The organism is Pseudomonas sp. KCJK9058 (assembly GCF_046230975.1).
Lineage (GTDB): Bacteria > Pseudomonadota > Gammaproteobacteria > Pseudomonadales > Pseudomonadaceae > Aquipseudomonas > Aquipseudomonas alloputida.
In genome coordinates this window covers 21,183-47,953 of record NZ_JBJJLR010000011.1, presented here as the reverse complement: position 1 = coordinate 47,953, position 26,771 = coordinate 21,183, and the positions used below count along the sequence as shown (strand labels likewise).

The 26,771-nt window shown below is 61.2% G+C and carries 23 protein-coding genes; 4 read left to right on the top strand and 19 right to left on the bottom strand.

Annotated elements, in window-relative coordinates; translation table 11 throughout:
- Positions 1–20: 20 nt before the first annotated feature.
- Complete coding sequence (locus ACK59Z_RS08995) at positions 21–1,397, bottom strand: L-serine ammonia-lyase (protein ID WP_070095475.1); 1,377 nt, start codon at positions 1,395–1,397, stop codon at positions 21–23.
- Positions 1,398–1,543: 146 nt separating this feature from the next.
- Between ACK59Z_RS08995 and ACK59Z_RS08990 the strand changes: the two genes are divergently transcribed.
- Positions 1,544–2,485 carry a LysR substrate-binding domain-containing protein gene (locus ACK59Z_RS08990; RefSeq protein WP_012052371.1) on the top strand — a complete coding sequence of 314 codons (942 nt, stop codon included), beginning with the start codon at positions 1,544–1,546 and terminating at the stop codon, positions 2,483–2,485.
- A gap of 33 nt (positions 2,486–2,518) precedes the next feature.
- Here the strand turns inward: ACK59Z_RS08990 and ACK59Z_RS08985 are convergent, their stop codons facing one another.
- The 11 genes from ACK59Z_RS08985 to ACK59Z_RS08935 all read right to left on the bottom strand — a co-directional run bounded on the left by ACK59Z_RS08985 (position 2,519) and on the right by ACK59Z_RS08935 (position 14,585).
- Positions 2,519–3,940, bottom strand: coding sequence for an undecaprenyl-phosphate glucose phosphotransferase (locus tag ACK59Z_RS08985; protein ID WP_004374281.1), 1,422 nt, complete (start codon positions 3,938–3,940; stop codon positions 2,519–2,521).
- Between the two features lie 177 nt (positions 3,941–4,117).
- On the bottom strand, positions 4,118–4,870 hold the full coding sequence (locus tag ACK59Z_RS08980; RefSeq protein ID WP_070095477.1) for a WecB/TagA/CpsF family glycosyltransferase: 753 nt from the start codon (positions 4,868–4,870) through the stop codon (positions 4,118–4,120).
- Positions 4,870–6,057 carry a glycosyltransferase family 2 protein gene (locus ACK59Z_RS08975; RefSeq protein WP_409292837.1) on the bottom strand — a complete coding sequence of 396 codons (1,188 nt, stop codon included), beginning with the start codon at positions 6,055–6,057 and terminating at the stop codon, positions 4,870–4,872. The genes ACK59Z_RS08980 and ACK59Z_RS08975 overlap by 1 nt, the downstream gene beginning before the upstream one ends.
- A complete protein-coding gene (locus tag ACK59Z_RS08970) occupies positions 6,054–7,256 on the bottom strand; it encodes a glycosyltransferase family 4 protein (protein ID WP_054888341.1) in 1,203 nt (400 codons plus the stop codon). The genes ACK59Z_RS08975 and ACK59Z_RS08970 overlap by 4 nt, the downstream gene beginning before the upstream one ends.
- 49 nt (positions 7,257–7,305) lie before the next feature.
- A complete protein-coding gene (locus tag ACK59Z_RS08965; protein WP_019751663.1) occupies positions 7,306–8,310 on the bottom strand; it encodes a VirK/YbjX family protein in 1,005 nt (334 codons plus the stop codon).
- A 9-nt stretch (positions 8,311–8,319) separates the two neighbouring features.
- Positions 8,320–9,297, bottom strand: coding sequence for a glycosyltransferase family 2 protein (locus tag ACK59Z_RS08960; protein ID WP_012052376.1), 978 nt, complete (start codon positions 9,295–9,297; stop codon positions 8,320–8,322).
- A 5-nt stretch (positions 9,298–9,302) separates the two neighbouring features.
- Entirely contained in the window at positions 9,303–9,827 is a 525-nt protein-coding gene (locus tag ACK59Z_RS08955) for a serine O-acetyltransferase (protein WP_054888344.1), read from the bottom strand.
- Positions 9,828–9,835: 8 nt separating this feature from the next.
- Positions 9,836–10,792: a glycosyltransferase family 2 protein gene (locus ACK59Z_RS08950; protein ID WP_108190875.1), complete on the bottom strand. Its 957-nt coding sequence runs from the start codon at positions 10,790–10,792 to the stop codon at positions 9,836–9,838.
- The gene (locus tag ACK59Z_RS08945) at positions 10,785–11,402 is read right to left on the bottom strand and encodes an acyltransferase (RefSeq protein ID WP_004374256.1); all 618 of its coding nucleotides are present in this window, start codon (positions 11,400–11,402) and stop codon (positions 10,785–10,787) included. Before ACK59Z_RS08945 ends, ACK59Z_RS08950 begins: the two co-directional genes overlap by 8 nt.
- A 103-nt stretch (positions 11,403–11,505) precedes the next feature.
- On the bottom strand, positions 11,506–12,972 hold the full coding sequence (locus tag ACK59Z_RS08940; RefSeq protein ID WP_409292833.1) for a GMC oxidoreductase: 1,467 nt from the start codon (positions 12,970–12,972) through the stop codon (positions 11,506–11,508).
- 236 nt (positions 12,973–13,208) lie between these two features.
- Positions 13,209–14,585 carry an oligosaccharide flippase family protein gene (locus tag ACK59Z_RS08935; RefSeq protein ID WP_064328556.1) on the bottom strand — a complete coding sequence of 459 codons (1,377 nt, stop codon included), beginning with the start codon at positions 14,583–14,585 and terminating at the stop codon, positions 13,209–13,211.
- A gap of 95 nt (positions 14,586–14,680) precedes the next feature.
- On the opposite strand from ACK59Z_RS08935, the gene ACK59Z_RS08930 reads away from it, so the two are divergent.
- From ACK59Z_RS08930 to galE, 3 genes are all read left to right on the top strand, one after another.
- Complete coding sequence (locus ACK59Z_RS08930; protein WP_004374249.1) at positions 14,681–16,207, top strand: O-antigen ligase; 1,527 nt, start codon at positions 14,681–14,683, stop codon at positions 16,205–16,207.
- A gap of 5 nt (positions 16,208–16,212) precedes the next feature.
- Entirely contained in the window at positions 16,213–18,813 is a 2,601-nt protein-coding gene (locus tag ACK59Z_RS08925) for a glycosyl hydrolase family 5 (RefSeq protein WP_409292831.1), read from the top strand.
- 105 nt (positions 18,814–18,918) lie between these two features.
- Complete coding sequence (gene galE / locus ACK59Z_RS08920; protein WP_012052384.1) at positions 18,919–19,884, top strand: UDP-glucose 4-epimerase GalE; 966 nt, start codon at positions 18,919–18,921, stop codon at positions 19,882–19,884.
- A gap of 63 nt (positions 19,885–19,947) precedes the next feature.
- On the opposite strand, the gene ACK59Z_RS08915 is transcribed toward galE, so the two are convergent.
- From ACK59Z_RS08915 to ACK59Z_RS08885, 7 genes are all read right to left on the bottom strand, one after another.
- Positions 19,948–20,754, bottom strand: a complete 807-nt coding sequence (locus ACK59Z_RS08915) for a CpsD/CapB family tyrosine-protein kinase (RefSeq protein ID WP_004374244.1) — start codon at positions 20,752–20,754, stop codon at positions 19,948–19,950.
- 11 nt (positions 20,755–20,765) lie between these two features.
- A complete protein-coding gene (locus ACK59Z_RS08910) occupies positions 20,766–22,328 on the bottom strand; it encodes a Wzz/FepE/Etk N-terminal domain-containing protein (protein WP_019751668.1) in 1,563 nt (520 codons plus the stop codon).
- A gap of 19 nt (positions 22,329–22,347) precedes the next feature.
- Positions 22,348–23,463 carry a hypothetical protein gene (locus tag ACK59Z_RS08905; protein ID WP_019751669.1) on the bottom strand — a complete coding sequence of 372 codons (1,116 nt, stop codon included), beginning with the start codon at positions 23,461–23,463 and terminating at the stop codon, positions 22,348–22,350.
- A gap of 24 nt (positions 23,464–23,487) precedes the next feature.
- The gene (locus ACK59Z_RS08900; RefSeq protein WP_004374240.1) at positions 23,488–24,045 is read right to left on the bottom strand and encodes a polysaccharide biosynthesis/export family protein; all 558 of its coding nucleotides are present in this window, start codon (positions 24,043–24,045) and stop codon (positions 23,488–23,490) included.
- Positions 24,046–24,305: 260 nt separating this feature from the next.
- Complete coding sequence (gene eppA, locus ACK59Z_RS08895) at positions 24,306–24,482, bottom strand: EPS-associated small membrane protein EppA (RefSeq protein ID WP_004374238.1); 177 nt, start codon at positions 24,480–24,482, stop codon at positions 24,306–24,308.
- A 248-nt stretch (positions 24,483–24,730) separates the two neighbouring features.
- The gene (locus ACK59Z_RS08890; protein WP_004374236.1) at positions 24,731–25,273 is read right to left on the bottom strand and encodes a helix-turn-helix domain-containing protein; all 543 of its coding nucleotides are present in this window, start codon (positions 25,271–25,273) and stop codon (positions 24,731–24,733) included.
- Positions 25,274–25,349: 76 nt separating this feature from the next.
- The gene (locus ACK59Z_RS08885; protein WP_004576289.1) at positions 25,350–26,768 is read right to left on the bottom strand and encodes a short-chain fatty acid transporter; all 1,419 of its coding nucleotides are present in this window, start codon (positions 26,766–26,768) and stop codon (positions 25,350–25,352) included.
- Positions 26,769–26,771: the final 3 nt, after the last annotated feature.

Below are 26,771 nucleotides of genomic sequence, written 5' to 3'. Positions count from 1 at the left end.
CCAGTTGACCGCGTTGAAACTCAGCACTCGACAAAAGCGACCGCCAAACCGCCGCGCGAGGTTTCCTTGTAATTGGCATGCATGTCCGCCCCGGTATCACGCATGGTGCGGATCACCCGGTCGAGCGAGATGAAGTGCTCGCCATCCCCCCGCAGCGCCATCTGCACAGCATTGATCGCCTTGACCGCAGCAATCGCATTGCGCTCGATGCACGGCACCTGCACCAGGCCACCCACCGGGTCGCAGGTCAGCCCAAGGTTGTGCTCCAGGGCAATTTCGGCGGCGTTTTCAAGCTGGGGCGGCGTAGCACCCAGTACCTGCGCCAAGCCGGCAGCAGCCATCGAACAGGCTGAGCCCACCTCCCCCTGACAACCCACCTCAGCACCGGAAATCGAGGCGTTCTTTTTGCACAGGATGCCAACCGCCGCTGCGCCAAGCAGGAAGTCCACCACATCAGCATCGCAGGCACCGGGGTTGAACTTCATGTAATAGTGCAGCACCGCCGGGATAATGCCGGCTGCCCCGTTGGTGGGCGCGGTAACCATACGCCCACCGGCGGCATTCTCTTCATTGACCGCCAAGGCGAACAGGTTGACCCACTCCATGGCGCCAAGGGTCGAGCCGATCACGTTGGGCTTGCCCAACTCCTGCAGGCTGCGATGCAACCGCGCGGCGCGGCGCTTGACGTGCAAGCCGCCCGGCAGGACGCCCTCGTTGCGCAGGCCGTTCGCCACGCACTCACGCATGGCTGCCCAGATGCGCAGCAAGCCCTCGCGCACCTCGGCCTCCGGGCGCCAGGCGCATTCGTTGGCCATCATCAGTTGCGCCACGCTCAGGTTGTGGGCCTTGCACAAAGCCAGCAGTTGGGCACCACTGTCGAATTCATAAGGCAGCATCACGGCATTCGTGTCGCTTGCCGGCGCATCGATCTCGGCTTGCTCGACGATGAAGCCGCCGCCCACCGAAAAATAGGTCTGGCTCAACAGGCTGTGCTGCCCGTCCATGGCTTCTAGGCTCATGGCATTGGGGTGATAAGGCAGGCTCTCGTCGAGCAGCAGCATGTCACGGCCATAGTCGAAGGCCAGCGGATGGCTACCGTCGAGCATCAGGCAGTGCTCTTGCAGGACCTGTCCGATGCGCGACTCGATCGTGGACGGGTCGATACGGTCCGGCCACTGGCCCATCAAGCCTAGCAGGCACGCGCGGTCGGTGGCATGGCCAACCCCGGTAGCCGACAGCGAGCCATACAGCCGCACTTGCACGCGCGTTACCCGCGCCAGCACCCCCTGCTCACGCAAGGCCTGGGCAAAGGTAGCCGCCGCCCGCATCGGGCCCACGGTATGGGAACTGGACGGCCCGATGCCAATTTTGAAAAGGTCGAAAACACTGATAGCCATGCTAATGCCTGACCCTACCCTGATATGCATCCAGGGTACGGTTGTCTGAAGAAATTGAGCGTTATTGCGAATTTGCGCGATACTGCCGCGCTGGCTCACGGATGACCAACGAAACTTCCTAAGCAAGCCTTTAGTGGTACTAAACGATGCGACGACAACTCAATGGTCAGATGTTCGTCTGGCTGCATGTATTTGCCTGCGCAGCCCGGCACTTGTCCTTCACCCGCTGTGCCGAAGAGCTGCACATCACCCCGGGCGCGGTCAGCCAGCAGATGCGCCAACTGGAAGAGCGCCTGGGCTACCGGCTGTTCCTGCGCCGGGCGCGCGGCGTGGAGCTGAGCGCCGAGGGGCAACGCCTGGCCCAGACGGTGGCCGAGGCCTACGGCAGTATCGAAGCCGAGCTGCTGCGGCTGGACGCGGGGGAAATCCGCGGCACATTGCGTGTGCGTTCGATCCCCTCGTTCCTGGCCAAATGGCTCACGCCGCGCTTACCGCGTTTTCAACAGCGCTACCCGGACATCGAACTGCGCCTGGTCGCCGAAGACAGCGCCCAGGCGCTGACCCCGGGTGACTTCGACCTGGCCATCGACCTGAACGATGGTAGCTACCCAGGCATGCTCTCGACGCCGCTGCTGGACGAGCAGATCTTCCCGGTGTGCTCACCTGCACTGCTACGCGGGCGCCCACCGCTGCACGGCCCCGCTGACCTGGCGCACTACCCGCTGCTGCATGACATCACCGCCTGGCGTGGCAGTTCGGAATATGCCGAGTGGGAGTTCTACCTGGAAGGCATCGGCGCCGCCGGCCTGGATGTACGGCGCGGGCACACCTTCAACCGCAACCACCTGACCATCGAGGCGGCGATTGCCGGTATCGGCGTGGCGATTGCACGACGCACGCTGCTCAATGACGAACTGGAGCGCGGCGCACTGATCGTGCCCTTTGGTGTACCGATCGCCAACCACAAGCGTTATGTGGTGCATTACCCGCCAGGCGGCTTGAACCAGCCAGGTGCGCGGGCGGTGCATGACTGGCTGGTGGAAGAAGCGCGGGGGTTCAGGGCGTTGCATCCGTTGAACAAGGAATAGCCACTTCTGCGCGCTTGAGCAGGGGTGCTACGCTCAATAAGCCTGCTTACCGGTGAAGGCATTGAGCGTGCGCACCAGGATCACGAAGTCCAGCCACAACGACCAATTGTTGATGTACTCGATGTCCGAGTCGACTCGCTGGATCATTTGCTCGATATCCTTGGTCTCCCCCCTGAACCCGCGCACCTGCGCCAAACCTGTCATGCCGGGCTTGATATTGTGGCGGGCAAAGTAGTCAACGATATCCTGCGAATACAAGGTGTCATGTTGCAAGGCATGCGGCCGCGGCCCTACCAGGGACATTTCCCCGGTCAGCACATTGAACAATTGTGGCAGTTCATCAAGGCTTGTACGCCGGATAAAGGCGCCGACCCGGGTCAACCGTGGGTCATTCTTCTGCGCCTGCTTGACCACACCTGCTTCCGGTTGGTGAACATGCATGCTGCGAAACTTCCAGATACGGAACGATTCTCCTGTCCAGCCGGTACGTTCCTGGCGGAAGAACACCGGCCCGCGGCTATCGATCTTGATGGCCAGCGCAACAGCCAGCAATACGGGTGATGCAAACAGCAAAATCAACGCGGCCAGCACCCGGTCCTCAAGGTTTTTCAAGAACAGGCTCATGCCCGTCAAGGGTGTCTCCGACAAGGTCAGCACCGGAATGCCGGCAATTTCCCGCACGCTGTGGTTGATCAGGCGCAACGAGAAGATATCCGGCACCCAGTTCACCGCAATGCACTTGTCGAGCAATTTGAAGTAAACGTCGTTGATGACCTCGGAGCCACCCAGTGGCGTCACCAGGTACACCGTACGAATGCCGTGTTGGGCCACCAGCTCGTCGAGGTCGCCAATATGCCCCAGCACTGGCAGGCGCTGCTTGCCCTCGGCACTCTCCAACCCCTGCCCATCGCCTTTGTCGAGCAGCACGCAGCCCAGCACTCGTTCGCCAAACCACGGGTTGTTGCTGATTTTCTGATACAGGAAGTTGGCCAGGTCACCGTTGCCGATGATCAGGGCATTGTCCAGGCGCGCATGCGCACTAAAGCGCTTTTGCAGTTCGCGCACGGCAAAATGCAAGAATAGCTGGGCGACATAACCAATGACGAACAGTTGCACCACCAATAGCCGTGAATAGGTTTCGCTCTGTTTGGTCAGGAACGCCATGACGACCAGGAAGCAAAACGTTGCCGACCAGGCCTTGAACAGGCGGAACGCCTTGATCGAAAGCCCGACGTTGGTGCGGTAGATGGCGTAATGATCATAAATGACTGCCAGTGCGCCAATCAGCAACAGCAGCATGATCACGTAATCGGATGTGATATAGCCGAACTGGTCGTAGATCAGGTACCAGGCAATACCGGTGACGGCAATACCATCGAGGCCGGCCTGAATGGCGTTACTGACACTGCTTCTTCTCTGGAGTAAGGAACGACTGCTTCTGGGTTCGAAAACCATTTCAGACCTCATCAAAATGAGCGTAGCAAGTGCCTTCCATCAAACAGCAAGTCTTGAAAACAGGTTACGCAAAACCCGTGCAGCAGGCGCGTGGCGCCCTCAAGCGATTGATATCACTGTAGCAGCCACCCGCTGCTGGCGTACCCGGAATCACCGCTTGTGCGAACTTTGACCGATTCATAGGGCCCGCCTGGCCGAAACCGCCGCCCGCCGGTACAGCAGGGTGCGCAACAGGAATAGCGGATTGCCCACCACGTAACGCATGAACAGGCGCTTGGGTTCGCGCAGCAGGCGGTACAGCCACTCGCCCCCCAAACGCCGCAGCCATTCGGGGGCACGGCTGACCTTGCCGCCGAGGAAGTCCAGGATCGCCCCACCGCACACGATCAGGCATGGCCCACCAGTGACTGCCAACTCCGCTGCCACCGCTTCTTGCTTGGGCATGCCCATGCCCAGCACGATCAGCTCGGGTTGCTGCTCGCGGGCCAACTGCAAATAGGTTTCAAGGCTGGCGAAACCATCGTGAACCGACACCGGCACGATGCCAAACTCGGCTTCACAGCGCCGCACGGCCTGGTCCAGGTAGGGTTGCCGGGTGCCCCAGAAGGCGACCTTGCGCCCTCGGTAAGCAGCCATGAGCCTGGGAATGAAGTCAGTGCCGTTCATGTTCAGCCCAGGTTCCAGGCCCAGGCGGCGATACAGAATCGCCATACCGGCGCCATCGCGCAGCAGCACATCTGCGGCCGACAGTGCCTGGCTGTAGCCACCATCGCGCACCACCAGGTTCATCGCATGGGCGTTGACGAAGCCCAGCACGGTGCCCGTATCCGGCGTAGTCAGGCGGTCGAGAAGACGTTGAACAGCGGCGTCATCAGCGATCACTTCCAGCTGGTCGATCACACGCTTCCAGCGATTCTGCCACTGATCCATCAGTCGTCATCCCGTTTTGAACGCACCCATTCAACCTGGCGCTTGATCAGGAAACTCAGGTACAAGGGCATTTTCCTGGCCGCGTAAAACGGCGCGTACAACAACACCGAGAACGGTATCACTTCACGGCAGAAGCGCGCCCAGGCCAACATCACAGCGAAGGCCAGCAAGGCCAAACCGGCAAAGGCGAGCCACGCGGGCGCCGCCAGGCCGAACAGCAGGTACGCCAGCCAGGTCACCAGGTTAAGCCCGAGCAAGGTCAGTACCAGCAACGCCAGGGGCGGCACCAGCAGGTCCAGGGTCAAGGCCGCCAGGCTAGCGTTGCGCTGGGTGATTGCAGCCATCGCCCGTTTGGGTGCGTCGGCAAGCATCAAGCCCAGATGGCCATGCTCCCAGCGGGTGCGTTGGCTGTTGAGGCCTTGCTGGCTGAGCGGGAACTGGCTAGTGACCAGTGCCTCGGGGCAGAAAGCAGGCGGTTTACCCTGCTGGCAAAGGTCCAGGCCCAGCTTCACATCCTCGACCAGATGACCATTGGCCAGGTTGATCAGGCTCAGATCGTGCCAGCCGAACGCCATGCCCGCGCCCATCAGCTGGCATGGCAGGCCCAAGCGCGCCCAGCCGCGTGGCCGCACCAGGTTCTTGACCCGCCAGGCAAACTCGGCAACTTGCACCCGCAACCCGGCACCTGCCGGTGCACGCATCAGGTACAGCGACTGTACCGGGCGGGCAAGTGCGTGGCAGCGGCGCGCCAGGCAATCGATCGCCCCCTCGCCCACCTGGCAGTCGGCATCCACCACGATGACCACCTCGGGCGGCCGCTGAGCCAGATGGCGCACGCCGAAATCCAATGCGTAACCTTTGCCGCGCAACCGCGTATTGTGGCGCTCTACCACTTCGGCGCCGGCCTCACGTGCCAACTGGGCCGTGTCATCCGAACAGTTGTCCGCCACGACCAGCAAGCGGTCGCCGTCCAGCAGTTGCGGCGTAACGCTCGCCAGCATCGCGCGAATGATCAATGCCTCATCGTGGGCGGGCACCAACACCGCCACTCGCGGGCGCTCGCCAACGCCCTTGGGCCTCGACCGCGCCGGCAGGCAAGCCAGCAACACTTGCAGCACCAGCACCAACACCGGTACCAGGACGATGATCGCCAACAGGCCCAGTAACCAACCCAATACACTTATCATGCGTATGCCTTGAAATAGCCGGCCAGCCTGGCCGCCTCGGTGTCGATGTCATGCCGTTGCACCACACGCTGGTAGGCCACCTCGCCCATGCGCTGCAGTACCTCGGCCGGTTGCGCCAGGCAGTCGGCCATGGCTGTTGCCAGCTCGTCCACGGCGCCGGCAGGGAACAGCCAGCCGTTCTCGCCAGGCCGCACCAGCTCGGGGATACCCGCTACATAGGTGGTGAGCACGGGTCGACGCAAGGCCATGGCCTCCATGATGACCACGGGCAAGCCCTCGGCGAAACTGGGTAGCACCAGCGCACGGGCGGCCAGGATTTCCTCACGTACCTGCGCACTGCTGATCCAGCCAGTGATACGCACTTGCTGCTGCAAGTCGTGCCGGGCAATCAAGGCCTCGATCTGCTCGCGCATTTCACCGTCACCCGCCAGCACCAGCTCGAAGGTGATCGACTGGGCAGCGAGACAGCGCGCCGCTTCGAGCAACAGCAGCTGGCCCTTCTGTTCGCACAGGCGCCCAACACACACCAGCCGTGGCGCCGATGGCACATCGACTGGCGCCACCTCATGGAAACCACGCTCCAGTCCGCAATGCACCACCTTCACCTTGCCCCAGTGCTCGTGCGCCACCCAACGGTACAGCTGGCTTCGTCCGTACGAGCTCACCGCCGCGACAAAGGCGGCGCGCTGCACCTTCTCACCCATGTGCAAGAACTGTGGTTTGTCGAATTCTTCCGGCCCGTGCACGGTAAAGCTGTATGCCGGCCCGCCCAGGACGTTGGCCAGCATCACCACTTCAGTAGAGTTGGTGCCGAAATGCGCGTGCACATGTGTTGCCTCCCCAGCCTGCAACCATTGCAGCACCAGGCAGGCCTCGGCCAGGTAGACCAGGTGGTAGGGCCAGGCACGGTCGGCCCGCAGGCCAAGGCGCATGGCCAGCCCCAGCGCCTGGAAAAACCGCCGCGGCTGCGTACGCAGTACTTGCCACGTCGGTGCCAACAACCCCTTGAGCCCACCTTGCAATACGTAGCGGGTCTTGCCCCGTTCGGTTGCGTCCTCGGCATCCTGCACCTCGGCGTCCCACCCACGCAGGGCTATACGTTGCACCTCAACCCCCTGGCGCTCCAGCGCCAGAATTTCGCGACGGATGAAACTGTGGCTGACTTTCGGGTACTGATTGATGAAGTAAGCAATATGCATACGAATCCAGATCCAAACCCGCTTGATGACCAACCTTCCCTGGCAACCTTCACTTCAGGCTGTCGACTACGGGCGGCCTGTCTACTGCCGATGCACTCACAGCAAATGCATCCCCCTGTTTTCCTTGTAGTCCAAGGTTGTGGTTGCTGCTTGGCAATGCTGCCTGCAAGCGGGTGAAAACATCGTCAAGCAATGCCTGGCGGCGGCGGTACATCGCCCGTTTCTTGGCCGGAATGTCAGCTTCCGCCCGTTGCGCCGGTGCTAGAGGCAGGGTAAAAAAGTCCTCACGGTCAGACGCTGTGGCGCCATGTTCCTGCCATATCACGTCGTAGTTGGCCGCCAGGTCCTGGCCCTTGTCGCTGCCAAAATAGGGATGGCGATGGTGCCGGCAGGCGTCACTGACGGCATACAGCTGTGTCACACCCAGGGTCCTGCCCAGGCATTTCAACGCTTCGAGCAACAGGCTGCGTGGCCGCAACCCTTCGAAGTCCTTGGTCAGGTCACGGTAGATAGCCAGTGAGGTTTCGCTGTCGATACCTTTGTGAATACCCTGCACCGCACCGATGAACAGGCTGGTCTCACCTTGGCTGCGGCCCAGGGTGAAGGCCAGGGATGCCACACGCAGGTCGGCCTGGAACAGGTTCAGCACCAGCTCGCCTTCGCGCTTGAACCAGATTGGTCGGTCCAGTACCAGGCAACAGCCCGGCGAGTGGCTGGACAGGTCACACAACTTCAGGTTTTCGTCGCGCCCCAGCAACAGCAACGCCGGGAACTGCCCAGCCACCTGTTCAAAGTGCGAAGCCACCACCTCCAGACGCTGTGGCGCCTCCCAGCATCGGCTGATGTAAGGCCATTGCACGACACCGATACAATCCACACCCAGGCGCTGCAAACCGTGCGGGCCCAGCGCCGCCGTCATGCGCTGCAGGAACCCGTTCAGCTCAGGCCACTGCCTGGCGATCTGCCGTGCCAACTTGTACTTGTTGTGCATCGCCCGCAACGAGTAACCCGGTTGCAAGGTAAACACGCTTTTCACGAGGGTGCCGAGCATCATGGGGTTCTCTCACTTGTACTCGATCAAAGCCGATTTGCCAGCCGCAAGGCGGTGGCGCAGGAACTTCAGCTGGCCGAGCATTTCCGGAAATTTGCCCAACACCAGAAACACAGCCTGCAGCCAGTTCTCGCGCGTCGACTTGCCGCCGCGGCGGGCCAGGCGCACGGCCTGCAGTGGGTAGATCAACAGCAAGAGCAGGCCCCAGCCGCCCAGCAGCAGGCAGGCCAGCGCGATCACCAAGGGTATGCCCAGGCCCCACAACCAGGCCCGACGTGACTCACGCAGCCAATGCCGCTCGGGTGGCTGGCCATGCAGGTAGGCGCCCTCGGCATAGGCGTGCCCAGCACGCAGGCTACGCCGCCACCACTGGCTGAAACGGGTCATGCCGGCATCGTGCAGGGTCATCTCGGCAGCCAGTCGCCAGATTTTCCAGCCGTTGGCCCGCAAACGCACACACAGTTCAGGCTCTTCTCCGGCAATCAGGTCAGGCCGGAAGCCACCCACAGCTGCAAAAGCGTCTGCCCGCATCAGTGCATCGCCACCACAGGCCTTGGCCTCACCGACCGGGGTATCCCACTCCAGGTCGCACAGCAAGTTGTACACCGACCGCTGCGGGAAGCGCTCACGCCGGCGACCACACACCACTGCCACGGCGGGGTGCTGCTCAAGAAAAGCCTGCGCCGTGGCCAGCCAGCTGGCATTCACCTCGCAGTCGCCATCGACGAACTGTACCAGTTGCATCGATGGCAACAGGCGCTGCAAGGCGGCAAAACCTTCATTGCGGGCGCGTGCGGCGGTGAACGGGATACTCATGTCCAGCGCCAGCACTGCCACGCCAAGGTTGGCGGCCAACTGCAGCGAACCATCGGTGGAACCCGAGTCGACGTACATGACTTTGTCGGCCCCGTGCGCCAGCGAAACAAGGCAGCGCTCGAGGCGCTGGCCTTCATTGCGGCCGATTACCACCACCCCGATCACCGTTGCCATAGGCCTCACTCGACCGACGCCGTGGCGGCCGGTTGCCGGGCCTTGATGATGGCCGGCACCCCCACTGCCAGTGAATTGTCAGGCACATCTACCAGCACGACGGCATTGGCGCCGATGATCACGTTGTTGCCGATGCGAATACTGCCCAGCACCTTGGCCCCGGTGCCGATGTCGACGTTGTTGCCGAACACCGGGGCAATCGGCTCGTCGACATTCTTCAGGCCCACCACCACGCCGTTGCGGATACGGCAGTCATCGCCGAAGCGGGCATAGCCGCTGACAACGATGCCGCCAAAATGATCGATGACGAAGTTGCGCCCGATCACCACTTCGCACGGCAGTTCGATACCGGTGATGATCTGGACGAATTTGAACAGCACCTTGTAGATGAGCGAGCACAGTTTGCGCAGCAGTGCCGGGCGCAGCGTATAGCGCCAGCGACCAAAGCGGTACACCAGCAATACCCAGAAGCCCTGGGCGCCCCAGTCCCCGCCATGGGCACGCAGGTCGGCGCGAATATTCTCGAACATGGCTCCACCTACCTTGTCGGTTGGCTGGCGTACCGGGTCTTGAACAGCAAAGACCAGGTTGCCCGGCAATGACGCCAGCAGGCCTGTATGGCGCCCCAGCCGCGTCGTTTCAACAGCGCCTTGAGTGCCAGCACCCAGTCGCCCAGCGTCACCAGCAGCATGTGCAGGGCAAGCCCCGCCACCCCGTGATGCTTGCGAAAGTACAGCAACTCGCTTTCGATCTGATAGGACGAGATCTGCCGGCTGGCAGCCTCCAGCTCCGCCACCGACTTGGAGCTTTCGCCACCGATATGCACCACCGTGGTATGCGGGTAGAACACCACTTTCCAGCCCGCTTCCTTCACCCGCTTGCAGTGGTCCACCTCCTCGTAATAAAGGAAATAGCGCGGGTCGAACAAACCCACCTTGTCGAGTACTTCGCGGCGTACCAGGTAGAAGCAGCCGGGCAACCAGTCACACTCGCGCACAGAGGCGTGGTCCCAGTTCATTTCGTCGACCATCTTCAGCCCTGGGAAGAACCGCCCCAACCCGGTACGCCCAACGAACACATTGAGCGGCGTGGGGAAGTAGCGACAGCTTGGTTGCAGGTCGCCATCGCGCCCCTCCAGGCGCACCCCCAGTACGCCGCACTCCGGGTGGGCGTCCATGTAGTCGAGCGTTTTTTGCAGCGAGTCGGCGGCAACGAAGGCATCGGTATTGAGCAGCAAGGCGTACTTGCCCTTGAGGTGCGCCAACAACTGGTTGTTGGCCCGGCCGAACCCCACGTTCTGCTTGTTGCTCAGCAGCAGAGCCTCGGGGCACACCTGGGCCATGCGCTGCACCGAGTCATCGCGCGAGGCATTGTCGACCACCAGGTAGCTGGCCAGCCGCTCGCTGTCGGCCCGGCGCAGTGCATCGAACATCGGCTGCAGCAGTCCAGCGGTATTGAAGTTCACCACCATGACATCCACAGGTTTGCTAGCCATTTTTGCCGTCCCCGAAGAAATACTGACGTCTTTGCGCCATCAATAGCGGTTCAACTTCCGGGTCATAGGCCCCGTTGCGCTGCTTCACCAGATCTATCCATGGGTAGGCTTCGCAACGTGCCTCGACCCGTTGGATCAACTGCTCGGTGGTACAGATGAACACGGCCGGGTTGCCACCATAGACGGTGCCTGGTGGCACGTCCTTGGTCACCACCGCCCCTGCCGCCACGATGGATTCGGGCCCGATGGTCACGCGAGGCATCACGATCGCACCATGGCCGATGAAGCAATTGTCCTTGATGTCGATGAAACCGACCGAATCCAGGTGCTTGCCAAAGCGATGCTCGATCAGCAATACCACCCCGTCATGACCGATCAAGGTGCAGTCGGACAGGCCCACGCTGTTGCCGATGCGGACCAGCGACGGGTCGAGAAACTTGCAGCCTGTATTGACGAAGAAATTGCTGCCAACCGAGTGAAAGTTGCCCCATCGGGCCAGATAGGCCCCCCATTCAAGACCAGAGGGGTTGCAGAACCTCCTGTAGAATTTGCCCCCTCGCCCGGTTGCATGGGCGTAGTGCGCCACTGCCTTGCGTATCCATCCCTTCATACTGCCTGGCCTCGCGATCTGAACAATCTGGAGTGTCCTGAGGCGTTCCGGTCTCGTTCTTCTAGGTGCTGACCGCATCGCACTCACCCGTGTACAACCCGCATCACGCAGCGGCGCTGCCGGCCGCTTTCAACTTGTTATCGAGGTGGTCGGCCAGCCGCACGGCAAATTGCAACAGCGGCATGGTCGGGTTGGAGGCGCCGCCCTTGGCAAAAATGCTGCTGCCGGCGACATACAGGTTTTCGGTACCGAACACCTTGCAATTGGCATCGACTACACCGAACTGCGGCGAGGCGGCCATACGCGTGGTGCCCATGTGATGGGCATGGGGTGCCATTTTCAGCGGAATCGAGGTGTCATAGACGAAATCGTTGAGTTTGACGAACCCCAGATCCATGTCGGCGAACTGCTTGGCCAGTTCGCTGCCAATGCACTTGATGGTGTGCCGGTCTTCGGCGCTCAGCACCCAATTGACATTGACCTTGGCCACGCCCAGCGCATCCTTTTGGTCCAGCAACGAAATACGGCTGTGCAGGTTGGGGAACTGCTCAATCATGGTGCTGATAATGCCGTCACCCGGGCAACTGAACTTGGCGACGAAGGCGACCTTGTTGGCAAACCCCATGTCGCAGGCCAGGCTCTCGAGAAAATACTTGACCTCGGCAGTGCGGCCATAGGTTTTCACATCGGCCAGCAGGGCGGCGGTGACATTGCCTTTACCGGCCTTGTACTCGTCGACGAAAGCATCGGTGGTGTAGTACTGGCGCGGCTCTGGGTCCTGCCCGGACTTAAGGATAAAAGTGCCCATTTCGATGTTCAGGTGTTCCATGAAACACCCGCCGACCAGCCCTTCCTTGCCCACCACGCCTGCAGCCACCAAGGTCTCGCTGTTGAGCAACTGCCGGGCATTCTCGATGGCACCTGTGGCCAGAATGAAATTGCCAGCCACCAGGCGTTGACGATTGCGCTCATAGTCGGACAAAACCACCGCAGTCAGGTGGCCGGAAGCCTTGTCGAACTCCAGGTCGACGCAATTACAGTTGATGAATACGTCCAGGCCTGGGGTCTGCTCCAGTGCTGAAGCGTACTTTTGCGCAAAGCGTGTCGGCGTGCTGAGCAGAAAACGGTCCGCCTCGAAGTCACCACCATTGAGGCCGGCATTCACCGCGCGAAAATCCGAGCCAGGCGCCAGATCGACGATCTCCATCGCTGCCGGCAGGAAGCCTTCGATCTCCGAGTAGGGAATTGGCCAGCCCGGCAAGTCGCCTGGCGGGGCGACGGCAAAATCCGAGGGAGTGAATGGACGGCAACGGCCAGCCCAGTGATTGGAGGTACCACCCAGGTAACGCAGGCGGGTTTCCTCGGCATACAGTTCCAGGCCGGTGGATGAGCACGCGTACAAGCCTTGCGAGTGCGGCGCATATTCACGCCCCCCGCCTTCGGCGATCATGACGCTCCAGCCGGCGGCTGCCAGGCGCAAGCCCAAGGTTATACCCGCCGGGCCGGCCCCGATGATGCAGAAGTCATAGTGGTCGCGCAGCGCCTTCTGCTGCTGAAAGTCCTTGATCATACTGACGCGTTCCGGAAGTAACGGGACGGTAATACCCAACCGTTGATTACCACGAACCCGGGCTTTTCGACCGGCTTGCCGGCAACGGCCGCCGAGGCGCCGAACACCGCCCCCCCCACACTGAGCAAGACACAACTCTGGAGAAAACCTCTACGACCCAACTGCGCATTACAAAAAGTGAGCTTCTCCATGATCCCGTGACCTGTAGCCATGAAAGTTACACCCAGCAAACTGCGCTACAGCCAGTTGAAAAAGGCCGTCAACAGTGCCCCGCACAGCGCCCCGACCAGCAACATCGGCAGGACCATCAGCTCACGTTTGAGGCTGAAGATATCCAGTTTGCAGTTCACATACACAACCAGCACAAGCGTTGGCACAGCATGCAGGGCAACCCCCCAGATCGCCCACTCCACCCCGCCAATTGCCAGTAGTAGCGGCAACAGCCCCCATAACGAGACCAGGCGGATAATGTTGTCCATGGCCTGGTACTTGGTCAGGCCCAAGGCAATCCACACCTGATGAGCCAAGGTATAGCGCAATACGATGAACGATAGCGAGAGAATCGCCAGCATCGGCCCGGCTTCGCGGTAGCGATCGTCATACATCCAGCCGATCAGCAGCGGGCTGGCGGTCAGGAAACCGCCACAAATGAACAGCACCAGCAGGTCGACCAGCAGCCGAAAACGGAAATACAGCGCTTTCAGGCGCGGCTTGTCGTCGGCCCTGGCCGCCTCGCTGAAAGCAGGCAGCGCCACCGCGCCGACAATTTTCATGAGCGCGGTCTGCACCGCACCCAGGATCAGCACGGCGATCGAATACACACCCAGTTGCGCCGCCGACATGCTGGCGCCAAACCATATGCGGTCGCCGTACATCGCCAGTACGCCGACCATCGACGACAACAGGATCCAACGGCCAAACACGATCAACTCGGTCAGCGCCGAACGGTCCCAGCGCAGGTGGTTGGTGGGCCCCTCCAGGGCGGTGTGCCCCAACACGGTCCAGACGACCGCCGAAACCAGGCCTGATAACACCAGCGCCCAGATCGAATGGGTCAGCAAGCCCAGCACCAGCATCACCACCAGGCCAGCCACCTGCGAGGCAAGGTCGACCAGCACCACGCGCTTTTGTTGGAAAGTTCGTACCGCCACATCTATCTTGGTGGACTGGAAACCCCAGATGACCGCCGACAGGCCGGTGACCGCCAGTACCATCGGCAGTACCGGCGCGGCATAAGTAGAGTCTGCCGGCCACAGCTCAGCCAGTTGTGCCAACCAGGCCCCCAGGGCCAGCAGCAGGGTAAGGGCAAACAGCAGGAAACCGCGGATGATCTGCACGGTCCAGGCGGTATTGAGAAAATCTGGATCGTCACCACGGTGGCTCTGGATGATGTTCTGGCGCAGGCCGACATCGGAAAGCAAATGCAGCAGTATCGAAACAGTGGTGGCAATGACCATCACGCCGAACATTTCCGGCAGCAGCAAGCGGGCCATGATCAGATTGCCGCCCAGGCGCATCACCTGTGAAGCCACCTGCGAGACCAGGTTCCATGAACCGGCCCTCAGGGCCCGCTTGCGCAGGCTCGCGGCGGCTGACACATCAATCGACGGCATGACTTCAATCTCTGACTGATTGGCTAAAAGTCACTATAGTTTCAATTAGCCACGATGCTAGCCGTTGCCCACCGAAGGAAAGGTGTACATAGCCGATGCCTGAACATTTTCGTGCGTTGATCGTCATCCTGTTTTTGGCGAGCGTGGTCTTCCTGATGGCGCGCCGGCCTGCCACCGACCTGATTCCGCTCAGCGACTACAAGCGCCGGCGCAATCTGTGGTTCCTGCTGACCCTGCTGGCTTTTTTCTCGCACAGCTTCTGGCTGTACCTGGGCGTGGGCGCGGTCGTCCTGTTGCTGGCCGGGCGCCGCGAGCACAACCCCATGGCGCTGTTCTACATGCTGCTGTTCCTGATCCCGCCAGCGTCGGTGCAGGTGCCCGGGTTTGGCGTGGTCAATTACCTGGTCGACCTGAACCATATTCGCCTGCTGAGCCTGTGCGTGCTGCTGCCGGCCGCGCTGCACCTGCGCCGCCAGGGTGACACCCTGCGCTTTGGCCGCACCTGGGCTGATAAATTGCTGGCGGCCGGCCTGCTGTTGCTGAGCGTGCTCTATTTACGCGAAACCACGCCTACCGACACGCTGCGCCAGGCGCTGTACCTGTATGTCGACGTACTCCTGCCGTATTACGTGGCCAGCCGTGGCCTGCGTCAGATCAGCGACTTCAAGGACACCCTGCTGGCCTTCGTACTCGCCTCTTTCGTCATGGCGCTGATCGCTGTGGCCGAGTATGTGCGCCACTGGTTACTGTACAGCGCCCTGGTCGACGCCATGGGCGTGCCATGGAGCATGTCCGGCTACCTGAGCCGCGGCGGTGCGCTGCGGGCGAGCGTCACCACCGGCCAGGCGATTGTACTGGGTTACGTAATGAGCGTGGCCATCGGCCTGTTCCTGTTCGTGCAAGGCTATGTGCAACGCCCGCTGCACAGGGCCATGGGCGCCCTGCTGCTGGCCGCCGGGCTGTTCGCGCCATTGTCGCGTGGCCCGTGGATCGGCGCCGTGGTCATCGTGGTGGTGTTCATTGCCCTGGGCAAAGGCGCCGTCAAGCGCCTGGCGCTGCTGGGTGCGGCTGGCATGCTGGCGTTGCCCTTGCTGACTGTCGTGCCTGGCGGCGACAAGGTGCTGGACCTGTTGCCGTACATCGGCAGCATCGAGAAAGAGAACATCACCTACCGCGAGCGGCTGATGGACAACGCCTGGATCGTCATCCAGCGCAACCCATTGTTCGGCTCCTTCGATTTCCGTAACACACCCGAAATGCAGGCGATGATCCAGGGCGAGGGCATCATCGATATCGTCAACACCTACATCAACCTGGCGCTGCGGGCCGGCCTGGTCGGGCTAGGCCTGTTCGTGGCGTTCTTTGCCGTGCTGCTGCTGGGTATCCGCAGGGCCATGCTCAGTTTTGCCGACAAGGATGACGAACGACGACAGCTCGGCCGGGTGTTGCTGGCAACGCTGATCGGCATTCTGGTCATCATCTTCACCGTCAGCAGCATCACCTTCATCCCGGTGGTGTACTGGTCTATCGCAGGGCTGGGCGTGGCCTACATCCAGATGGTTCGCCGCCTGCACAACAGCCCGGCCGTTGAGCTGGCAGAACCCGACCTACAACCCAGGTAATGCTCATGAATAGGCTGTCCCTGCGTCATTACGTGCGCCTTTCGGCCATTGCCGGCCTGGCCCTGCTGCCGCTGGCCAGCGGGGCTTCAGACTGGCAGATCAGTGTCAATGAGCAAAATGGCTTGCCTACCGTGACACACGGCGGTGGCCCGGTCATGAAGGCCAAATTCGATTTCTGGGCTGCCAACTGGAGCTGGACCGGTTTCTATACCGACTTCAAGGTCAATGGCCCTTACCACTACACGCTGCGGGGCAAGAACAAGGAACTGGACTTCGACCTGCAGGCTGACATCCGTAAGGAACAGGCACAAACCCTGAGCTGGGCCTTCGACCTCGACGCCCACAGCCGCCAGAACGGTGTCATGGGTGGCGGCATGGTGTTCCAGTTCGATCCGGCACAAATCGCCGGCGACATGGGGGCCCCGCAGTTGCTGCCCGACAACCGCGGCTGGACGTGGGGCAAGGCCGACCAGGGTCGCCGCATCGAAATGCGCTTCGACCCGCCACTGGCCAAGGTCTATTTCGAGCGCGGCAACCCGTCCGAGCTGCGCGCATTCCTCTACAAGGACCCGATCAGCGCCGGCCGCCAGCAGCTCAAGGCTGTGCTCAACGTGACCGGCGACATCGAACTCGGCCCGACGCCCACCGAGCGCTTCGGCCTGGCAGACCCCGCCAAGTGGCCTGATGACCAACTGGACTGGCGCACCTCGCCGGTGGACCTGTCGTTCCTCAACGCAGCGGAAAAACCCGCCGGCAAGCGTGGCTTCGTCAAGGCGGTCGGCGACCAGTTGATGTTCGCCGACAACACCCCAATACGCTTCTGGGGCACCAACCTGTCGGCCTACTCGCTGTTCAAAAGCCCCGACGACGAAATACGCCAACAGGCCAAACGCCTCTCGGCACTGGGTTTCAACCTGGTGCGCCTGCATCACCACGACTCGCCCTGGGTCAGCCCCAACGTATTTGGCGACGGCACCTTGGTGCGCGATACCCAGCAGCTCAGCACCGAATCGCTGCGCAAGCTCGACCTGTGGATCAAGTCACTCAAGGACGAAGGCATCTACATCTGGCTGGACATGCATGTGCAGCGTGCGTTTACCGCCAACGACAATATCGAAGACTTCAAGGAGCTGCCCGAGAAGGATGGTCGCGTCGACCTGAAGGGTTACGCCTACGTGAACGACAGTATCCAGCAAGCGATGAAACGCTTCGCCGAGCAGTACCTGACCCATGTGAACGAATACACGGGCCTGGCCTACAAGGACGACCCGGCCATCGCCGCCGTGCTGATCACCAACGAGAATGACCTGACCCAGCATTACGGCAACGCCCTGATGCCGAACAAGGATGTACCGCGCCACAGCGAGCGCTACATGACCGCAGCCAAGGCCTTTGCCAAACAGTTTGACCTGCCCGCCGACCTGACCTGGCGTGCCTGGGAGCATGGGCCGTCGAAGCTGTTGCTCAACGAGCTGGAACAACGCTTCAATGCCGACATGATCGCCCACTTGCGCAGCGTGGGCGTGAAAGTCCCCATTGCGACCACCAGCACCTGGGGCGGCAATGGGCTTAGCGCACTGCCGGCACTGAGCGTTGGTGATGTCATCGACGCCCACAGCTACGGCGACGCAGGCCAATTGGAGAAGAACCCGCTGACCAGCGACGGCATGATCGACTGGATTGCTGCCGCCCAGGTCGTCGGCAAACCGCTGACCGTCACCGAGTGGAACGCCGAGCCCTTCCCGCTGCCGGACCGTCACTCGCTACCCATTTACATCGCCGGCACTGCCAGCCACCAAGGCTGGGACGCCATGCTGCAATACGCCTACAGCCAACAAGCATTCAACCCAGGTTGGCGCACGGCGGACAACTGGCACGCGTACAACGACCCGTCGATGATCGCCACCCTACCCGCCGCTGCCCTGCTCTATCGCCGTGCGGACGTGAAACCCGCCACCACTCGCTACGTGTTCGCACCGACACCAGACACCCTGTACAACCAGGAAATCACCCCGCGTAACTCACCGCTGTTGCGCACGGCCATGGAAAAGGGCCAGTTGCAGATCGCCCTGCCACACACGCCGCAATTGCCCTGGCTAAAACCCGCGCCCATCCCGGCAGGCGCGCAGGTGCTGCATGACCCGGGGCAATCGCTGCTGGCCGCCGATGCCACCGAGTCGGTGACCGATACGGGCGAGCTCAGGCGCAACTGGCAACAAGGCATCTACACCATCGACACGCCACTGACCCAGGCCGCCAGCGGCTGGCTGGGCGGCCGCCCGGTCAACCTGGGTGCCATTCAGATACAAGCGAAAACGCCTTACGCCAGCGTCGTGGTCCAGAGCCTGGACGGCAAGCCACTGGGCCAGTCGCGCGAGCTTCTGCTGTCTCTGGGCACCCGTGCCATGCCCAAGGCCGATGACAAGACGCCGTTCAATGTCGAGCCCCTTGAAGGCCGCCTGGACATCAAGGCACCCGCCGGCCTGAAACTGTTCGCCCGCGATGCACGGGAGCAGCTGAAACCGCTGCCGGTGGCCTACAAGGAAGGGCAATACACCATTACCTTCGACGGAACCTACATGTCCAATTGGCTATTCTTGAAATAGAGCATATGGCCATCTACGCTCAGGTCACCTGTAGCTGATCATCCCACCTGCACGTGTCAGGGAGTGTTCACTGCGTCTGTAAACAGCAGATTCCAGGAGGTGGGGATGAAATATCTGGTTGTGGGTGGTGCAGGCTACATTGGCTCGCACATGGTCAAGCACCTGCTCGCCGCCGGCCATGAAGTGCTGGTGGCGGACCTGGTCTCACCTGGCCCCGGTATCCAGTGGGCCAAGCTCGACATCGCCGACGAAGCCGCACTGGATGTGCTGTTTGGCGTGTGCCGCTTCGATGCGGTGTTTCACTTCGCCTCGTTCATTCAAGTGGGCGAGTCGGTCAGTGCACCCGGCAAGTACTACCAGAACAACGTCGCAGCCACCCTTTCCCTGCTGCAGGCCATGGTCAATGCCGGCATCAGGCACCTGGTGTTTTCTTCGAGTGCCGCCGTTTACGGCAACCCGCAGTACGTGCCGATCGATGAAGCGCACACCAAGGGACCGATCAACCCGTACGGGTTGAGCAAATGGATGGTCGAGCAGATTCTTGAGGACTTCGACCGGGCCTATGGTTTGAAGTCGGTATGCCTGCGCTATTTCAATGCAGCGGGCGCTGACCCGGAAGGCCAGCTAGGCGAGCGTCATGAACCGGAAACCCATCTGATCCCCTTGATCCTGCAGGCTGCATCTGGCCGGCGTGAGGCGGTGACAGTGTTTGGTCGCGACTACGACACACCGGATGGCACCTGCATACGCGACTACGTGCATGTGGCAGACCTGGCGGCGGCCCATGCACTGGCAGTGGATTATTTACTGGACGGTGGCGAGCGTGCCGCGTTCAACCTGGGCAATGGCCTGGGCTTTTCGGTGCAGCAGGTGATCGATACGGCCCGGGCAGTGACCGGGCGACAGATCAATGCCCTTGACGCACCGCGTCGCGCCGGCGACCCGCCACGGCTGGTGGCGGATGCGAGCAAAGCCATGCAGGTGCTGGGCTGGCGCCCGGCATTCGCCTCATTGGAGCAGATTGTGCGGCATGCGTGGCAATGGGAGTTACAGTATCCCTGGGAGCGCTGAGTTGCCCTCGGCTTCCTGTAGGCGCAGCACAAGGCTGCGCCTACAGGCGCATTGCCAGAAGGCTCAGTAATAGGTGCGCGGCTGTTCGTCAGCCTTGTTCAACACTGTCCCGATCAGGTTCACCGTGGCCAGGTGATGCAGGCAATCCTCGATTTCCTTCTTGTTGTTCATCCCGTTGGCCACCACCAGCAATACGCAGTCGAACTTGGGCATCACGGTGATCGCATCGTCCGAGCTGAGCAGCGGTGGCAAATCGAAAATGCAGATGCGCGATTCGTAGCGGTTGCGCAAATCGCCAATCAGGTTGTTCACCTTGGGCGAGGACAGCATCTCGGTCGACAGAGGCACGGGTACCCGCGTTGGCAGCACCACGAAGCGCGGCAAGGTGGGGTTGACCAGACAGTCCTGCAACTCGGCCTTGTCCGTCAGAAACTCGTTCAGTGCCTGCTCCATGGGCAGCCCCAGGTAACTGCCGACCTTGGGCCGACGCAGGTCGAAGTCCACCAGCAACGCAGTCTTGGTGGTGTGGTGGGCAATACTCATGGCCAGGTTGATCGCCAGCATTGTCTTGCCCGCTTCCGGCGTTGGCGAGGTGATGGCCAAGGTACGCCAGCCGTTCTCGTCCATGGCCCTGAGCACCTGCGTACGCAACAGGTCGATCGGCCCGTTCATGTTGGAGTTCTTGTTGTACGCCACGATGCGGTTACGCTCCAGGTGGTCTGCACGCAGCGGCACCACCTTGGTGTTCACGTAATCGAACTGACCCGGCACTTCGGCCAGCGCCGTACCAGGGGCGGGAGACAGTGCCTGGGGGGTACCCGGGGTAACCTGATGAATATTGTTGCCAACAGCCGGCTTGATCCTGTCCATCACTGCTTTCCCTATACAAACCGAGACATGACTTTGTACAACAGCACATCCAGTGGCATGTAGAACACGTGCACCAGCCCTATCATGATAGCTGCCAACGCCAGTGCCGCCAGGATCAGGCGATTGCGCCAGCGCTTGCGTCGAGCCACGTCGGCCCGGGTATCGATATAAGGCAGTGCCACCAGTACCCGTTTGCCCAGCAGACTTTCCAGGGCACCAACGCCACGCACGCGCTGATTGAGCATTTCCAGCAGCATCACCAACGCCCCGCCACCGGCCGGTGCCAGCACCAGACCCAGCGCAGCGATTTTCTTGCGGTTAGGCTTGATCGGCTTCTCAGGCAACAGAGGAGGCTCCAGCAGCACAAAGCGTTCAGCCTTGTTTTCCTGCTCGAGGCTTTCGGTAATCTTTGCGCCCATTTCCTTGGCACGAATCTCTTCGTATTTCTTGCGCGCGTTGTCGTGGTCACGCATCAAGGTCACCAGACCACGCTCGACTTGCGGCGCCTCGAGGATCTCGGCTTCGTAGCCTTCCATTTTCCGGGTCAGCTCACGCTTTTGTTCTGCCAGCGAGGCAATACGCACCTGGGCGGCGCTCATCTTGGCGCGAACACGGGCCGCGTCGAGGCTGACCGTGGACACGGCCGCAGTGCTCCCCCCACTGGCTTCGAGTGCCTGTATCTTGCGTTTGACCGACACTACATCCGGGTGGGCATCCTTGTAACGGGTCAGCAGCTGCGCGTATTCGGCTTTCAGGCTTGGCAGGTCCTCGGGCTGGTCGGCACGGGTTGGCCGGGTGCCCTCGGCAGCCTTGGTGGCAAGGCCGGCATTGGCCGCAGACAGCTCCAGCTCAAGGTAGCGCAGCTCCTCCTGGGCAGCCTTGTAGTCACGGTCGACCTCACGGAATTCCAGCTCCGCCCGCGACAGCATGTTCATCCGCAGGGTCTGGTGCTCGGGCAAGGCATTGGCATGGGCCTGCTTGAAATCGGCCAGCTGATTTTCCAGGGTGGCCAGCTCGGCACCCAGCTTATTGGCTTCCTGGGTGAGGAATTCGGTGGTTTCGTTGGCCCGCTCGGTGCGCTGCTTGAGGTTTTCGTTGAGGAACAGCGTCACCAGTTCATCGGCGACTTCCTTGGCTACTTGTGCCTGTTTGTGCTCGAACGACACATTGAACGCCACGGTCGCCTCACCACGACCGCGCACGAAGGTGGTAAGGGTTTCGACCACGATCGCGTTGCGCATCTGGTCGATCTTGTCGCTTTCGCTGAAGCGCTTGTCGGCGAAGAGCTCGTACTTGCCGATGATGCGCAGCAGGTTGTCGCGGGTCATCACCCGTTGGCGGATCACCTCGATGCGCTCATCGGCAAAACTGGTGTTGTTGGTCGACACCAGCTCAGGCGAAATCTGCTGCGACTCCACCAGAATGGTGCCGGTCGACTGATAGATCGGCGGCACCATCAGCGCGACGGCCACGGTCGCGGCGAGAATGACTGCGGCACTCACCCCTAACACCAGGGCCCTGTCCTTGATAATGGCGATGTAATCTCTGAGGGAGAGCTCGTAGTCAGACTTCATAGGGCCACCTGCCTGCAGTTCAGATGTCGGGGTACCTGTACGTCAACGTCAAACCAACGATCGTAGCGGTCGCATCCGGTACATGGTCCTGCTGCCGTTCCTTGTACATCAGCGACAGGCGCAGGTCCCAGTAAGGCGAAAACTGGCGGCTGGCCCATACGCTGTAAGTCTGCAGCGTGTTGGGCGACTGCCCTTTGCTGTCTTGCCACGCGGCGTCGGCACCGACCCGGGACAACTCGGTCAGCGCATAGCTCCACACACCACGCACCTGGTCCAGCTCGGCGAAGCCGCCTTCGGCGCTTGCTACCGTGCTGCGCTCGGCGGTAAAGCTGGCGTCGGCACGCGGGCCGGTGTAAAGCAGCGCAACACCACCCTCCCCGCGCCGGCCGCCGTCATCACCTGACACTTGGTTGACGCCAACATGGGCATCGGCGCTCAAGCCTTCGGCAAGCTGGTATTTGATGCCGACTGCCGGGGTGTAGCTGTTGGAAGCGGTCGCGGTAAGGTCCTGTTCTGGCTCATAGCGCCGGGCACCAAAACGGGTATACAGGTCAGCTCGCTCACTCCAGGCGTAAGTCCAGGTAAAGACGTTCGCCAGTTCGTCGTAGCCCGTCAGCGTGCTGATGTCATAACGGGCACGGCTGTAGGTGGTTTCGTTGCTCAAGGTACTGCGCTCGGTCACCGCCTGGCTCCAGTTGCCAGTCAAGGTGTAAAGCTTCTGCGTACCGTCGGTGGTAATCACCCCGGTATCCAGTACTGTCCCCGACAATGTCGAGCTTTCGTTGTAGCGCCCCACCAGGCCGAACCGCCCCCGCTCGGTGGTACGCTGCCAACCCAGGCTGATGTCAGGGTCTTCACGGTCATCGACGATATCCGTATCGGACGAGCGCAGCACATGCATGCCAAGCCCCAACCTCAATTCGTCACGGTCGAAAGTACCAATCAGGGTGTAATCCGGCGCGATGATCGTGCGCGTTATGCCCTTTTCCCCCGAGGTCAACAGCAATGGGTTGCTGTCGTATTCGACGGATGTCGGTACCACCACCGTAGACTGCCAATTTGCCGCCAGTACCGCGTCCGTGAACGGCAAGACCAGGATTGCCGTTGCAATGCGAGTTGTTCTAAGAAGAGGCATTAAATGTTCTTATTAAAGGCAAGATCAAGGAACGACCAGCGTATCGCCAGCCTGAAGTTGGATGTTGGTGGACATGTCCCGCCCAGACACCAGGTCCTTATATCGCACGGGCAGGATCTTTTGGGAAGCACCGGTGCCGCGGACCACCTTGATTTCGCTTTCATCCGCAAACTTGTCCAGGCCGCCCGACATGCTCAGCGCCTGCAATACGGCCGTGGGGCCTGCCATTTGCACAGGCCCGGGCTTGATCACTTTGCCCTGTACATAGACCATGTTGCCGGCAATGCTTTTGACGACAACGCTGACGTTAGGGTCGGGGAGGAATTTTTCGAGTTTGGCAGCGACCTGCTTTTCCACTGCCGTCACATCCAGCCCGGCAACATTGATGCGCCCGGCCAAGGGGAAGGTGATACTGCCATCGGGAAGTACGGTGGCTTCTTGACGCAGGCTGTCTTCCTGCCACACCGATACCATCACCACATCGCCGGGGCTGAGCAGGTAGGCAGCACTGCTCTGGTCGGCGTTACCGGCGCCAGACCACACCGTCAGCATGCAGAAAGCGGCAAACATTGAACGCACCATGAGGGTCCCTCCGGCCAAATGGCCCGACAAAGAGCACTGAATGAGAACAACACACCAACTCTCGCTCCGCTTCACGGCGCACAGCTGCCGTGATGGCCTCGACCTTCCTGGAGGCCCTTGCCTTGACGCTGCAGACGTGGCTGCAACGCCTTGTAAACGTTGGTCCTACGGGCTACTGGGAATATAGCAACGGTTGGAGAATTCACAAGCCATGCTTGTGGCCTCGCAGCAAGGGGTCACTTTAGGACCCGGTATACGGCTCAGATCTTTCTGCGGTTGGCAACGGCAACAAAACCGACCACAGCAAAGGCAAAGAACCAGCCTGCAGTTGAAACAGGAATGATACTGTTCTGATTTATATACGAATCCGCTGCGCGGGCAGCACCACTTAGCATCACCAGCAAGAACATCGATTTGATTATCAGAGTCGTGCGCATACTCCCCTCCTAAAAACAGGAAAATCAATTAGTTATTGGCGCTGTGCTGCGGGAGTTGTTTCGTTGTTGACTTGAGCTTATGGGCACAATGACACTACGTCAATGATCCGACACCATAATAAAATTCAATGAGCGATGGGCGCATTCGTCAAAAAAACGGCATGCAGATTATGCAAGGGAGGGATGATGCGATGACCATGGCGTTTCACAGCTGAGAACACGTGGGGGCATGATTGCCCCCTGCGGTTTCATTCGTCTGCGTGGTGAACCACAACCAGTAACTGCGCCGGTGTCGCACCTACCGAGCGCAGGCGGTGCGGCGTCTGGGCATTGAAATGCAGGGCGTCGCCCTGCTCCAGCAACACCCGCTCACTCATGAAATCCACTTCCACCTGGCCTGCGTGAACAAACAGGAACTCTTCGCCCTGGTGTTCCTTGAACGTGGGGTCGCTGAACTCGGACGGCGGCTGAATCAGAAACGGCAGCAGGCTGCGCTGGCCAACCTGACTGGTGAGGGCCGCGTACCCCGGCCCTTGCCCATCGCCCACCAAGGCCTGGCGCTCGGTACGGCGCACCAGGCTGTAGCGGCTCTGACCGGGCTGTTCTTCGGCGAACAGCTCTTCTACATTGACGTTCAGTGCCCTCGCCAGTTTCAGCGCCGCAGCGATCGAGGGCGTGTTGAGGCCGCGCTCGACCTTGGACAGGTAGCTTTTGGTCATGCCAGTCTTTTCGGCCAGCATTTCCAGGGTCATCCCCAGTTTCTTACGCAGCAGTTTCAATCGGATAGACATGTGACGCGGGTTTCCCAGGCTGAGGCAGCCATGATACGCGTCTGAAAGCTGGCGCCAAGTCTCCAGGGGCCTCGAATCAAGGCATCACGGGCGGCACGTACTGCAGCGTTGTACCCAGCGCCCAGAGCAACACCAGCACCAACGGCACATGCACCAGCAATTGCACGAACGAGAAACCGATCAGGTCGCGCGCCTTGAGCCCCAGCACGCCCAGCAGCGGCAGCATGTAGAACGGGTTGATCAGGTTCGGCAAAGCTTCGGCCGCGTTGTAGATCTGCACGGCCCACCCCAGGTGGTACTGCAGGTCGTTGGCCACCAGCATCACGTAAGGGGCCTCGATGATCCACTTGCCGCCACCTGAAGGGATGAAGAAGCCCAGCACCGCCGAATACACGCCCATCAGCACGGCATACGTGTCATGGGTGGCAATCTGGGTGAAGAACAGTGAAATATGGTGGGCCAGCGTCTGTTCATCGACGCCCTTCACCTGCGTGAGGATAGCGGCGATCGAACCATACAGCGGGAACTGGATGAGCACACCGGTGGTGGTCGGTACCGCGCGTGCCACCGCGTCAAGGAAGCTGCGTGGGCGCCAGTGCAGCAAAGCACCGAGCATGATGAACAACAGGTTGTAGGTGTTGAGCCCCGAGATGGCGGTAATCGCAGGTTTTGTCGCAAACTCCTGATACAGCCAGCCAGCAGCCAAGGCCACCAACAGCAGGATCAGGATCGGGCTGTGTTCCAGCCACTCCCCCGGGCGCGTGCGTTGCGGCGCGGGTGGCGCTGTGAAGCTGGGGTCGACACCGCAGTCTTCTGCGCTACGTGCGCTGTTCGGGCCCGGAGCGGTGGCATAGGCGATCACCAGCGAGACCACCACCAGTGCCGCCAACATCACGCCGGACTGCCAGAGAAAGATGGTTTCGGTAAACGGGATCACCCCGGTTATCGACAGGATTGAAGGTGGCAGGCTGGCCGGGTTGGCCTGCAGCTGCGCCGCCGAGGATGACAGGCCCAACGCCCACACCGCACCCAGGCCCAGGTAAGCCGCCGCACCCGCAGCGCGGTAGTCCATCTTCAGGTCGGTGCGCCTTGCCAGGGCGCGCACCAACAAACCTCCAAACACCAGCGACAGCCCCCAGTTGAGCAAGGAGGCCAGCATCGAGATCAGTGCTACCCAGCACACTGCCGAGCGCCCATTGCCGGGGATGCGCGCCAGGCGATCGATCAGCCTCGCGGCGGGCGGCGAGCTGGCCACCACATAACCGCCGATGACCACGAAGGCCATCTGCATGGTGAACGGTATCAGGCTCCAGAAGCCGTCGCCAAACGCCTTGGCGGTGTCGGTCGGTTTGGCGCCCATGGCCAGTGCGCCGATACACACCAGCAGCACCGCCAGCGCGGCGAACACCCAGGAGTCGGGGAACCAGCGTTCAGCCCAGTTGGAGCAGCGCAAGGCAAAGCGCGCGGAGCGGCTGTCTTGAATTTCAGCGGCCACGGT

Coding starts and splice junctions, on each gene's coding strand:
- ACK59Z_RS08995 (WP_070095475.1), bottom strand. CDS start 1,397: ATGGCTATCAGTGTTTTCGACCTTTTCAAAATTGGCATCGGGCCGTCC.
- ACK59Z_RS08990 (WP_012052371.1), top strand. CDS start 1,544: ATGCGACGACAACTCAATGGTCAGATGTTCGTCTGGCTGCATGTATTT.
- ACK59Z_RS08985 (WP_004374281.1), bottom strand. CDS start 3,940: ATGGTTTTCGAACCCAGAAGCAGTCGTTCCTTACTCCAGAGAAGAAGC.
- ACK59Z_RS08980 (WP_070095477.1), bottom strand. CDS start 4,870: ATGGATCAGTGGCAGAATCGCTGGAAGCGTGTGATCGACCAGCTGGAA.
- ACK59Z_RS08975 (WP_409292837.1), bottom strand. CDS start 6,057: ATGATAAGTGTATTGGGTTGGTTACTGGGCCTGTTGGCGATCATCGTC.
- ACK59Z_RS08970 (WP_054888341.1), bottom strand. CDS start 7,256: ATGCATATTGCTTACTTCATCAATCAGTACCCGAAAGTCAGCCACAGT.
- ACK59Z_RS08965 (WP_019751663.1), bottom strand. CDS start 8,310: ATGATGCTCGGCACCCTCGTGAAAAGCGTGTTTACCTTGCAACCGGGT.
- ACK59Z_RS08960 (WP_012052376.1), bottom strand. CDS start 9,297: ATGGCAACGGTGATCGGGGTGGTGGTAATCGGCCGCAATGAAGGCCAG.
- ACK59Z_RS08955 (WP_054888344.1), bottom strand. CDS start 9,827: ATGTTCGAGAATATTCGCGCCGACCTGCGTGCCCATGGCGGGGACTGG.
- ACK59Z_RS08950 (WP_108190875.1), bottom strand. CDS start 10,792: ATGGCTAGCAAACCTGTGGATGTCATGGTGGTGAACTTCAATACCGCT.
- ACK59Z_RS08945 (WP_004374256.1), bottom strand. CDS start 11,402: ATGAAGGGATGGATACGCAAGGCAGTGGCGCACTACGCCCATGCAACC.
- ACK59Z_RS08940 (WP_409292833.1), bottom strand. CDS start 12,972: ATGATCAAGGACTTTCAGCAGCAGAAGGCGCTGCGCGACCACTATGAC.
- ACK59Z_RS08935 (WP_064328556.1), bottom strand. CDS start 14,585: ATGCCGTCGATTGATGTGTCAGCCGCCGCGAGCCTGCGCAAGCGGGCC.
- ACK59Z_RS08930 (WP_004374249.1), top strand. CDS start 14,681: ATGCCTGAACATTTTCGTGCGTTGATCGTCATCCTGTTTTTGGCGAGC.
- ACK59Z_RS08925 (WP_409292831.1), top strand. CDS start 16,213: ATGAATAGGCTGTCCCTGCGTCATTACGTGCGCCTTTCGGCCATTGCC.
- galE (WP_012052384.1), top strand. CDS start 18,919: ATGAAATATCTGGTTGTGGGTGGTGCAGGCTACATTGGCTCGCACATG.
- ACK59Z_RS08915 (WP_004374244.1), bottom strand. CDS start 20,754: ATGGACAGGATCAAGCCGGCTGTTGGCAACAATATTCATCAGGTTACC.
- ACK59Z_RS08910 (WP_019751668.1), bottom strand. CDS start 22,328: ATGAAGTCTGACTACGAGCTCTCCCTCAGAGATTACATCGCCATTATC.
- ACK59Z_RS08905 (WP_019751669.1), bottom strand. CDS start 23,463: ATGCCTCTTCTTAGAACAACTCGCATTGCAACGGCAATCCTGGTCTTG.
- ACK59Z_RS08900 (WP_004374240.1), bottom strand. CDS start 24,045: ATGGTGCGTTCAATGTTTGCCGCTTTCTGCATGCTGACGGTGTGGTCT.
- eppA (WP_004374238.1), bottom strand. CDS start 24,482: ATGCGCACGACTCTGATAATCAAATCGATGTTCTTGCTGGTGATGCTA.
- ACK59Z_RS08890 (WP_004374236.1), bottom strand. CDS start 25,273: ATGTCTATCCGATTGAAACTGCTGCGTAAGAAACTGGGGATGACCCTG.